This window comes from Nocardia aegles (assembly GCF_052545135.1).
In genome coordinates this window covers 305,058-315,361 of record NZ_JBQWRI010000008.1, presented here as the reverse complement: position 1 = coordinate 315,361, position 10,304 = coordinate 305,058, and the positions used below count along the sequence as shown (strand labels likewise).

Here is a 10,304-nt window from a genome sequence, read left to right as displayed (position 1 = left end):
AATGGGCACGGCCGCAACGATTTCCACCCCACAGCCGAGCGCGGCGGCCACCGCGGGCACCACACTCGCCCAAGCACTCGTCGCCGCGGTCGAGGACGATCCCGACGCCCCCGCCCTCCTGTTCGGCGACCACGAGCTGTCCTACCACGATCTGGAGACCCGCTCGTCGCGTTTGGCGCGGGTGCTCATCGCCCGCGGCTGCGGGCCCGGCGCGGGCGTGGGACTGCGCCTGGACCGCGGCGTCGAAGCCGTCGTCGCCACCTGGGCGGTCCTCAAAACCGGCGCCGCCGTCGTTCCCACCGACACCGGACTGCCCCAACACCTCGAGACCAAGATCGGCCTCACCCTCGGCGATACCCCCACCGGCACCCTCGACTGGCTCGCCCTCGACGACCCCGCCATGATCGCCGAAATCGCCGCCGAATCACCACGCCCGGTCACCTACGCACACCGCACCCGCGCCCTCCGCGGCAGCGACCCCGCATTCGTCGGGGACCAGACCCTCAGCTACGACGATCTCGCCACCGCCGCAGGGCAATTGCGCGACCGGGACGAACTCACCTACGAATCCGAGGTCCCGTCCCGCGGCGAACCGAGCTCACCCGCCGTTCTGATCGAACTGGTCGCCGCCGGGTCCGTCGGCGCGGCGGTCGTCCTGGACGCCGACGAGGAGATGCTGACCGATGAATGTGTGACCGGTTCATGATCGTCCTCCCCGCCGGAGCCGGACCGCAGGGTTCCGGCGGGGAGGCCTCAGCTGAAATGCACGACCGAGAGCGCTCCCGCGAGGATGCAGTACAGCGCGAACGGCAGTAGGGTCCGGGTCTGGAAGTACCGCTCCAGGAACCGTACCGCCAGCCACGACGACACTCCGGACACGATGGCGCCGAACAGCACCTGTCCCCGGATGCCGTCGGTCTGCGGGCCGAGCAGTTCCGGTGTCTCCAACAGCCCCGCGCCGAGGATCGCCGGGGTGGCCAGCAGGAAGGCGAATTTGGCCGCGTGCTCGTGCGCGAGACCGCGCCACAAGCCGCCGACCATGGTCAGGCCCGCCCGGCTGAAACCGGTCAGCAGCGCACCGACCTGAGCGAAGCCGATGCCGAGCGCGTCGGCTGTTCCGAGGGCGGCCAGCGGCCGGTCGGATTGGCGGCGGGTTTCCGCCTCGGCGGTGAGGGTGTCTCTGCGGGCTTCCCGCCGAGCGAACCGTCGCCCGTATTCGGCCAGCGACGGCTCGTTCCGGCGGCGCAATCCCTCGCCGAGGATCAGCACGAGGCCGTTGAGCACGAGGAAGATACCGGCGTAGAAGGGCGTGCCGAACAGCGCGTGCAGCGGATGCTCCAGCAGAAAGCCCAGCACAGCAACCGGAATGGTGGCGATGCCGATCAACCATGCCAGCCGCTGCGGAATGGTGTCGAGGCGCCCGGTGCGCAGCGTGGTGAACAAGCCCGCCACGATGACGCACCAGTCGCGCCAATAGTAGCCCAGCAGCGCCACCGCCGTCGCTACGTGCAGCGCCACCACGAACGCCAGATATGGTGTGCCGGACCCGCCCTCGCCGGTCAGCTTCTCCCAATCGCCTCCGAGCCATGCCGCAACCAACACGGAATGCCCCAGGCTGGAGATCGGGAACAGTTCGGTGACACCTTGCACCGCCCCGATCACTGTCGCTTGAAAGTAAGTGAGCATCGCCCCGAGTCTCGCACGCGCACAACGAAACCGTGTGAGTGCCTCCGCTCAGCCCGGACACGGCCGGTGACGGCGGCTGTCCCGCCGTGGCCGTCGCCGGACCGGAATATCGCTGTCGCGCAGCCACGGCCGCGGAGGAACCGTCAGAGAACAGCAGCCCGGTGCCGACGGCCGATCGGAGCGGATCGACCGACCGTCGGCGCGGTCGATGCCGTTCAGGCGGTGGCGCTGGAGGATTCGGCGACCAAGTCGAGAGCGATGTCGACGATGAGGTCCTCCTGCCCGCCGACCAGTCCGCGACGTCCCACTTCGAGCAGAATCGTGCGCACGTCGATGCCGTAACGCCGCGAGGCGGTTTCGGCGTGCCGCAGGAACGACGAGTAGACCCCGGCGTAGCCGAGCGTGAGTGTTTCGCGGTCCACGCGCACTGGGCGATCCTGCAGCGGCCGCACCAGGTCGTCGGCGGCGTCCTGCAATGCGAACAGATCGCAGTTGTGCTTCCAGCCATGCAGGTCGGCGACGGCGACGAAAGGTTCGATCGGGCAGTTGCCCGCCCCGGCTCCGTGGCCGGCGAGCGATGCGTCCACCCGGGTGACGCCTTCTTCGACCGCCACCACGGAGTTGGCCACCGACAGCGAGAGATTCTCGTGCGCGTGGATCCCGATCTCGGTGCCCGAGTCCAGCACCGCGCGATAGGCGCGAATCCGGTCCCGGACTCCGTTCATGGTCAACCGGCCGCCGGAATCGGTGACGTAGACACAGTGCGCCCCATACGATTCCATCAATTTCGCTTGTTCGGCCAGGCGAGCCGGTTCGGCCATGTGCGACATCATCAGGAATCCGGAGACGTCCATCCCGAGTTCCCGTGCGGTGGCGATGTGCTGGGCGGACACGTCGGCTTCGGTGCAGTGGGTCGCCACGCGCACCGATCGCACCCCCAGCCGGTAGGCGTGCTTCAGTTCTTCGATGGTGCCGATGCCGGGCAGCAGCAGCGTGGTCAGCCGGGCGTGCGTGAGATTGTCGGCGGCGGCTTCGATCCATTCCCAGTCGGTGTTGCTCCCCGGGCCGTAGTTCAGGCTGCCTCCGGCGAGACCGTCGCCGTGCGCGACTTCGATGCCGTCGACACCGGCCGCGTCCAGCGCCGCTACGATCCGGCCCACGTCGGCGGGCGTGATCCGGTGGCGCACCGCGTGCATGCCGTCGCGGAGGGTGACGTCCTGAATGAACAGTTGGGTGGTCATCGAAGCGCTTCCTGTCCTGCCGGCGCCGCGGCGATCGTGTCTGCGATGGATTCGGCGTAGCGCACGGCCGCCGAGGTCATGATGTCCAGATTTCCCGCGTATGCCGGGAGGTAGTGGGCGGCGCCTTCGACCTCGAGGAACACCGTCACCTGATGGGTGGGCGAGGCCGCCGTGTCCGTGTCCGGGGCGAGCAGGGTGCGCACCGGCTGGTCCTGCGGGACGGGGGTGATCTGGACTTGCTGTTTGAGGCGGTAGCCGGGGACATACGTGGCCACGTCCGCGATCATCTGTTCCACTGATTCGCGAACGGCCTGGTGGGTGCCGGGGTCCGGCGCGGTGATCAGGCAGAGCACGGTATCGCGCATGATCAGCGGCGGGTCCGCTGGATTGAGGATGATGATGGCCTTGCCGCGCCGCGCGCCGCCGACCGTTTCGATCGCGTGCGCGGTGGTCTCGGTGAACTCGTCGATATTCGCGCGCGTGCCCGGCCCGGCGGACTTCGAGGCGATGGACGCGACGATCTCGGCGTAGGCAACCGGCGCGACGCGGGAGATGGCCGCGACGATCGGGATGGTGGCTTGCCCGCCGCAGGTGACCATGTTGACGTTGGGCGCGTCGCGGTGCTCGTCCAGGTTCACCGCCGGGACGACGAACGGGCCGAGCGCGGCGGGTGTCAGATCGATCATGCGTTTGCCGAGCGGTTCGAGTGCCGCGGCGTGGGCGGCGTGGGCTTTGGCGGACGTCGCGTCGAAGACCACGTCGATCTCGTCGAAGTTCGGCAGTGCCAGCAGGCCCTCGACGCCGTCGGACGTGGTGGGGACGCCGAGTCTGCGCGCGCGGGCGAGGCCGTCGGATTCCGGGTCGATGCCGACCATCGCACCCATCTCCAGGACGGTCGAGTTCCGGATCACCTTGATCATCAGATCGGTGCCGATGTTGCCCGATCCGATCACCGCGACCGTGAGCTTGGCAGGGCTGTCGTTCATGGTTTCACTCCTGAATGAAGGTCGCGGTCACCGATCCCAGACCGGTGATGTCCGCGGTGACGGTTCCAGGGGCCTCGATCGGCGCCATCGGTCCGAGCGCTCCGGAGAGCACTGTCTGCCCGGCGCGCAGTGGTCGGCCGAGCTCGCGCGTGGTCCGTGCCAGCCAGGCCAAAGCGTGCAGCGGATCGCCGAGGCAAGCCGCGCCGGTTCCCGTCGACACCTCGACACTGTCGATCGACATGCGCATCCGGGCCGACACGGGCTCGAAGGAATCGAGGGGGCGGCGTTCGGTGCCGAGGACGAACAAACCGCTCGAAGCGTTGTCGGCCACGGTGTCACCGAAGGTGATGTCCCACCCGGCGATGCGGCTGTCGACGATCTCGAGCGCGGCCACGGCGTAGTCGACCGCGCCGCGAATCTGCTCCTCGTCGAGCGGGCCCTCGGCCAGGTCCGCGCCCAGCACGAACGCGATCTCGGCTTCGACCTTCGGCTGCAACAACCGGCTCAGCGGCACGGGCGTGTCCGGCCGGAAGTGCATGTCGTCGAACAGAACTCCGAAGTCCGGTTGATCGACACCGAGCTGCCGCTGCACCGCCGGGGAGGTCAGGCCGATCTTGTGCCCGACCACCTCGGCGCCGGCCGCGATGCGCTCGGCGGTCAGCAGCTCTTGCACCGCGTACGCGGCGGCCACGTCGTCGGAACCGATCAGATCGCGTACCGGAGCGCAGGGGGTGCCGGAGCGGGCAGCCGCGCCGAGCCGGTCGGCGGCGGCGATCGTGGCGCTGTCCGCGGCCACGGAGGGTCGGTCAAGGCCTGGAGGTGTTGGCATCGGAAATCCCGGATCTCGTGCGGAGGGAAACAGTGATCTCACTGTCGCCGCAGGTGGGACGCCGCCGCCAGTGTTGCGTTCCACTGAGCCGAACGCCGTCGGGGTAGAGTGAGCGGGGCCCGGAGGAAGTGGATGGTGGCAGCTGTGTTCGCTGGTCGTGCGATAGACGGTTCGACCGTGCTGGGCAAGATCATGTCCGTGCTCGAGGCGTTCTCGATCGACGACACCGCCTTGAGCCTGGCCGAGCTGGGGCGGCGGACCGGCATTCCGAAGGGCACCTTGCACCGGGTCCTCGCCGACATGGTCGCGGTCCGACTGCTGGACCGGACCGGCGCCGGATATCGGCTCGGCGGGTATCTGTTCGAACTCGGAATGCGCGCATCGGTCGAGCGGAGTCTGCTCGAAGTGGCGATTCCGTTCCTGGAGGAACTCAACGCGCGGATCCAGGAAACCGTGCATCTGGGCGTGCTCGACGGCACCGATGTCGTGTACCTGACGAAGATCGGCGGGCGCAGGCAGGCCAGCGCCCCGTCGCGAATCGGGGGCCGCATGCCGCTGCACTGCACGGCCATCGGCAAGGTGCTGTTGGCCAACGCCGACGCGGCGCTGCGTGACGAGGTGTTGGCCGGGCCGCTGCGCCGCTACACCCCCCGGACGATGGCGCTACCGGGCACGCTGCGCACGCAGCTCGATCGGATCGCGACCGCCGGCGTGGCCTTCGAGTTCGAGGAATCCGCGCCCGGCATCGTCTGTGTGGCCGCCCCGGTTCGCGAGTCGGACGAGGTGGTCGCCGCGATCAGCGTGACGGGCCCGTCTCATCGGTTCCATCCCGAGACCCACGCGGCATCGGTGCGCGCGGCCGCCGATGGCATCGGAGCCACTCTGACCCGGCGGGCCCGGTTGTTGTCCGTGCCGCCCGCCTGAGCACACGGAAGACCCCCGTCGGCTTGCGCCGTCCAACCTCGGAAGGGGCAACTCGTTCTCGTGCGGCGCAGGCGATTTCGTGACGTTGTCGAACGGGCCGGTGGTCGAGCAGCGGGATGCCCTGGTGCGTACCGGCACGACCGCGCTGTCGGCCGATACTGTGCAGCGGATACCACCCGCGACGACAAACAAAACCGATCTTCACGTACCGACTGCCGGAACTCGCGGATGTCCGCAGTATCGAAGGAACTGCCCGCCGAGCCGATGTCGCCGATCACGGGAATCTCATGTGAGCGGTGCAGGGCGTGCGGCGTGCCGAGGTCGCCAGGCAAGGGCCGGTTCGACGACCGGACCCGCACCGAACGCCGCGCCGCCACCGTCCTCGCCGCCCGACGGTTGGTCGGTTCGGGCGCGCGCCCGGCGAAAGGCCGTCGTTGGTTCGCGGGGCTTGCCGATCCGGCCTACCAGGTGGTGGGCTGGTGGGAGCGTTGGATCACCCACGCCTCGATACCGCGCACAGTGTTCGCCCGACGAAAGGCGGTGCATCAGGTATTCGCCGGTGGACGGCCACCGGACCGAAAGCCCCGAGACGACGACGGAGAAACGCATGGACGAGATCGAATCCACACCACGGCTCACGGCGTTCCCGCGCATCGATGACTACGGGTTCATCTCCGATTGCGAGGTCACCGCCCTGATCGCCCCGAGCGGCGCCATCGAGTGGATGTGCCTGCCACGCATGGACTCTGCCAGCGTCTTCGCCGCGATACTCGATCGCTCCGCAGGCTCGTTCCGCTTCGCCCCAGCCGACTTCGTGGTGCCCACCGATCGCCGCTACATCCCGGGCACGATGGTCATGGAGACGAGCTGGCGCAGTGGCGAGGGATGGGCGACGGTGCGTGATGTGCTGCTGGTCGGGCCGTGGCGGCACCAGAAACCCGGCCGCAGCGCCCACCGCCGGACACCCACGGATTACGACGCCGAGCACATCCTGCTGCGGACGGTGCACTGCGAGACCGGGCAGATCCAGTTCGGGCTCGATTGCCAACCGGCCTTCGATTACGGCAGGCGTCGCGCACGGTGGGAGTACCTCGGCAGTTACCACCTCGCCCAGGCCTGCGCCGACGGGACCGACCTGCAACTGACGCTGAGCACCGACATGCGCCTGGGTTTGGAGGGCACGCACGCGGTCGCCCGCACCCTGCTGAAAAAGGGCGACACCCGCTTCTGCGCGCTCGCCTGGGGCAGTCGCGACGCCCCCGTCGATGTCGCGGAGGCCGAAGAGCGGCTGCTGCGGACGATTCACCACTGGCGGCACTGGCTGGCCGGCGGACGATTCCCGGACCATCCCTGGACCGCGGAACTCACCCGCAGTGCGCTCACCCTCAAGGGATTGACCTTCGCCCCCACCGGCGCAGTTGCTGCGGCCGCCACCACGTCGCTGCCGGAAACACCTGGTGGGGAACGCAATTGGGACTATCGCTATTCGTGGATCCGCGACTCCGCCTTCGCCTTGTGGGGCCTGTACACGCTGGGCTTCACCTGGGAGGCGAACGACTTCTTCTCCTACATCCTCGAGCTGACCGAAGAAGCCCGGGACATGCAGATCGTCTACGGCATCGGCGGCGAGACCGATCTGACCGAACAGACCCTCCCCCACCTGCGCGGCTATGACAACGCGGGCCCGGTGCGCATCGGCAACGAGGCATACCGGCAACGCCAGCACGACGTGTGGGGCGCGGCGCTGGACGCGGTCTATCTGTACGGCCGCCATCAAGATCAAATCGATGCGCGCGCCTGGCCGCTACTGGGCCGTGCGGTCAAGAGCGCCCTCACCTGCTGGCGCGAGCCCGATCACGGCATCTGGGAGGTTCGCGGGCAGCCCCGGCACTTCACCTCCAGCAAGGTCATGTGCTGGGTCGCCGCCGACCGCGGCGCCCGGCTGGCCCGCATCCACCAGGACTTCGCCCGCGCGCATCGGTGGCAACAGGCCGCCGACGAGATCCACGCCGACATCTGCGCACACGCGGTCGACTCCCGGCGCGTGTTCACCCAGTACTACGGAAGCACGTCGATGGACGCTTCGACGCTGCTCATCCCATTGGTCCGCTTTCTGCCGCCCGACGACGATCGGGTACGCAACACTGTGCTGGCCATCGCCGAGGAACTCACCGAAGACGGCCTCGTCTTGCGGTACCGCGTCGACGAGACCGACGACGGATGCGCCGGGGAGGAAGGCGCTTTCACGATCTGCTCGTTCTGGCTGGTCTCGGCACTGTCGGAGATCGGCGAAAAGCAGAAGGCGAAGCAGCTGTGCGAGAAACTCCTCGGCTACGCCAGTCCCCTCGGCCTCTACGCAGAGGAGATCGATCCCAGAACCGGTCGCCACTGGGGCAACTATCCGCAGGCGTTCACCCACCTCGCCCTGATCAATGCCGTCATGCACGTCATCCAAGATGAGCAAGCGCTCCTGCGGCAGGCACTCGGCGGGGAATCGATCGCACCGCGACTGGACGACACACCGCTCACCCAGGGATACATCCACCGCTGACCGGCAGCCGGATCGATGAAATCCGCTGGGCCCCATCACCTACGACCTTTCCTGCCGCCGCCCAGACGGAGAAATACCGATAGATCCCCTTCGGCCCCGCGCTCCCCGGACACCGGCATCGCGAAAGGCGCGGCGGACCCCTCTGGAATCTACGTGAATTAATGTCTCATCGCGATGAATCGTCGCAGGTCACGAGCGGTCCCGCCGGATGAAGGACGTGGGCGTCGAACGACTTCCGGCACCGGGCGAGGTCGATAATTGCGATGTCCGAAAGCTGGTCCACCCGCCGGCCGGGTGTTTCGCCCGTCGATCGCGCCCACGAACAGGATTCACCGCCGATGAGCCTCGAATTCCTCTGGTATATCCCGAATCAGGTCACGCCCGGACATCGCGGAGACACCGTCGCGGCCGACCACAACAGCCTGGACACCTTGAGCGCCCAAGCGCGGGCTCTGGAGGAGCACGGGTGGCACGGCGCATTGATCGGCACCGGGTGGGGTCGCCCCGACACGCTCACCGTCGCGACGGCTCTCGCCGCCAAGACGACGACCTTCGAGCCGCTCGTCGCGATCAGGCCGGGATACTGGCGCCCGGCCAACTTCGCATCGGCCGCGGCGACCCTCGACCAGCTTTCCGGCGGCCGGGTGCGCGTGAACATCGTTTCGGGAAAGGACGATCTCGCGGCCTACGGCGAGACCGAGAGCGATCAGGCCGAGCGTTACGCTCGCACCAAAGAGTTCCTCCACCTCGTGCGCAGGCTGTGGACCGAGGAGAAGGTCACTTATCAGGGCAAGTACTACCAGGTCAGCGATTCCACTGCGGTGCCGAGGATCGTCCCGCGCGGCGAGCGTCGCCACCCGAAGCTCTACTTCGGTGGTGCGTCGGAGGCCGCGGAGCGGGTAGCTGCGACCGAGGCCGATGTCCAGCTCTTCTGGGGCGAGCCGCTGTCGGGTGTCCGGGAACGGATCGAGCGCCTGCGATCGCTGAGCGAGGAACTCGGCCGCGAGCACGCGCCGCTGGAGTTCGGCCTGCGGGTCACCACTTTCGTCCGTGACACCACCGAGCAGGCGTGGGCGGAGGCGGAGGCAAAGGTCGCGCATATGGCGAAGGATCACAACGCGCCTGTGCCGAACCCGCATCGCCGAACGGCCGTGGGACAACAGCGACTGCTGGACCTGGCCGCGGAGGGTGAAGTGCTCGACGACAACCTCTACACCACACCCGGGAAATTCGGCGGTGGCGGCGCCGGGACCACCTGGCTCGTCGGCTCCCCCGAAGACGTCGCCAAGTCGCTGCGCAGGTATCAGGATCTCGGCATCACACATTTCGTCCTGTCCGACACCCCGTATCTGCGCGAAATCGAACGCCAAGGCAACCAACTGCTTCCGTTGCTGCGAGAGTGAGACGGGCAGCGCCCGCGCTGCCCCTCCCCGATCCTGTCCGACCGCGTCAGAGCTTCAGCCGGTCCCGTGCACGCCGTGCTCATCGATGAGGGCGATTTCCTCGTCGGTGAGTTCCTGGAAGTCCAGAGCGGCGATGTTGTGATCCCGCTACACGGTGGAACTCGCGCCGATCAACGCCGAGGTGACCTCGGGGCGCCGCAGCGTCCACTGCGCGAGTGACTGGGCGATCATGTCGAGCGCGGCGGTGCGCTGCCGGTAGGTTTCGCCGATGACGTCCGGCGACAGGAAGCTACTGTTCTGTGCTCGCGCCCCGTCGGGGGTCGTCTCCAGATATTTGTCGGTCAACAGGACCTGGGCCAGAGGCGAGTAGACGATCAAGCCGAAGCCGTCCCAGCGGGCGGTGTCCAGCACGCCGTTGCGCTCGGGGCCGCGATCGTAGATCGAGCAGCGGGCCTGGTGGCTCAACAGCGGGACGCCGCCGCCCGGAGCAGGTCGGCGGCCTCGTGAGTGCGGTCGGGCGCGTAGTCGGACAGGCCGATGTACAGCGCCCTGTCTTGTTGCACCGCGCTGACCAGCGCGCCGACCGACTCCTCCAACGGCGTGCTCGGCTCCGGCGCTCCTGCCGCTTCGGCTTCGGCTCTCCACGCCAGAAACCGCCGGGCTCGCGGGCCCGCCGGCCGATTC

8 protein-coding genes and 1 pseudogene are annotated in these 10,304 nt (G+C 68.2%); 4 read left to right on the top strand and 5 right to left on the bottom strand.

The features are described 5' to 3' along the window. On the top strand, nucleotides 1-706 hold a 706-nt coding region (locus ACT89H_RS22670), incomplete at its 5' end, for an AMP-binding protein (RefSeq protein ID WP_445110647.1). A 47-nt stretch (nucleotides 707-753) separates the two neighbouring features. Here ACT89H_RS22670 and ACT89H_RS22665 read toward each other — a convergent pair. The 4 genes from ACT89H_RS22665 to ACT89H_RS22650 form a co-directional block, all read right to left on the bottom strand. Then, complete coding sequence (locus ACT89H_RS22665; RefSeq protein ID WP_445110646.1) at nucleotides 754-1,686, bottom strand: undecaprenyl-diphosphate phosphatase; 933 nt, start codon at nucleotides 1,684-1,686, stop codon at nucleotides 754-756. 215 nt (nucleotides 1,687-1,901) lie between these two features. Next, the gene (gene dmpG, locus ACT89H_RS22660) at nucleotides 1,902-2,927 is read right to left on the bottom strand and encodes a 4-hydroxy-2-oxovalerate aldolase (protein WP_445110645.1); all 1,026 of its coding nucleotides are present in this window, start codon (nucleotides 2,925-2,927) and stop codon (nucleotides 1,902-1,904) included. Continuing rightward, nucleotides 2,924-3,913, bottom strand: coding sequence for an acetaldehyde dehydrogenase (acetylating) (locus tag ACT89H_RS22655; RefSeq protein WP_445110644.1), 990 nt, complete (start codon nucleotides 3,911-3,913; stop codon nucleotides 2,924-2,926). The genes dmpG and ACT89H_RS22655 overlap by 4 nt, the downstream gene beginning before the upstream one ends. A 4-nt stretch (nucleotides 3,914-3,917) precedes the next feature. Next, nucleotides 3,918-4,742, bottom strand: a complete 825-nt coding sequence (locus ACT89H_RS22650; RefSeq protein ID WP_445110643.1) for a 2-keto-4-pentenoate hydratase — start codon at nucleotides 4,740-4,742, stop codon at nucleotides 3,918-3,920. Nucleotides 4,743-4,874: 132 nt separating this feature from the next. Between ACT89H_RS22650 and ACT89H_RS22645 the strand changes: the two genes are divergently transcribed. From ACT89H_RS22645 to ACT89H_RS22635, 3 genes are all read left to right on the top strand, one after another. Then, on the top strand, nucleotides 4,875-5,666 hold the full coding sequence (locus ACT89H_RS22645) for an IclR family transcriptional regulator (RefSeq protein WP_445110642.1): 792 nt from the start codon (nucleotides 4,875-4,877) through the stop codon (nucleotides 5,664-5,666). Nucleotides 5,667-6,273: 607 nt separating this feature from the next. Beyond that, on the top strand, nucleotides 6,274-8,217 hold the full coding sequence (locus ACT89H_RS22640; RefSeq protein ID WP_445110641.1) for a glycoside hydrolase family 15 protein: 1,944 nt from the start codon (nucleotides 6,274-6,276) through the stop codon (nucleotides 8,215-8,217). 338 nt (nucleotides 8,218-8,555) lie between these two features. Then, a complete protein-coding gene (locus ACT89H_RS22635) occupies nucleotides 8,556-9,620 on the top strand; it encodes an LLM class flavin-dependent oxidoreductase (RefSeq protein WP_445110640.1) in 1,065 nt (354 codons plus the stop codon). Nucleotides 9,621-9,674: 54 nt separating this feature from the next. On the opposite strand, the pseudogene ACT89H_RS22630 reads toward ACT89H_RS22635, so the two are convergent. Then, nucleotides 9,675-10,237, bottom strand: a pseudogene (locus ACT89H_RS22630) (aldo/keto reductase); the annotation flags it as partial. Nucleotides 10,238-10,304: the final 67 nt, after the last annotated feature.

Coding starts and splice junctions, on each gene's coding strand:
- dmpG (WP_445110645.1), bottom strand. CDS start 2,927: ATGACCACCCAACTGTTCATTCAGGACGTCACCCTCCGCGACGGCATG.
- ACT89H_RS22655 (WP_445110644.1), bottom strand. CDS start 3,913: ATGAACGACAGCCCTGCCAAGCTCACGGTCGCGGTGATCGGATCGGGC.
- ACT89H_RS22645 (WP_445110642.1), top strand. CDS start 4,875: ATGGTGGCAGCTGTGTTCGCTGGTCGTGCGATAGACGGTTCGACCGTG.
- ACT89H_RS22650 (WP_445110643.1), bottom strand. CDS start 4,742: ATGCCAACACCTCCAGGCCTTGACCGACCCTCCGTGGCCGCGGACAGC.
- ACT89H_RS22665 (WP_445110646.1), bottom strand. CDS start 1,686: ATGCTCACTTACTTTCAAGCGACAGTGATCGGGGCGGTGCAAGGTGTC.
- ACT89H_RS22635 (WP_445110640.1), top strand. CDS start 8,556: ATGAGCCTCGAATTCCTCTGGTATATCCCGAATCAGGTCACGCCCGGA.
- ACT89H_RS22640 (WP_445110641.1), top strand. CDS start 6,274: ATGGACGAGATCGAATCCACACCACGGCTCACGGCGTTCCCGCGCATC.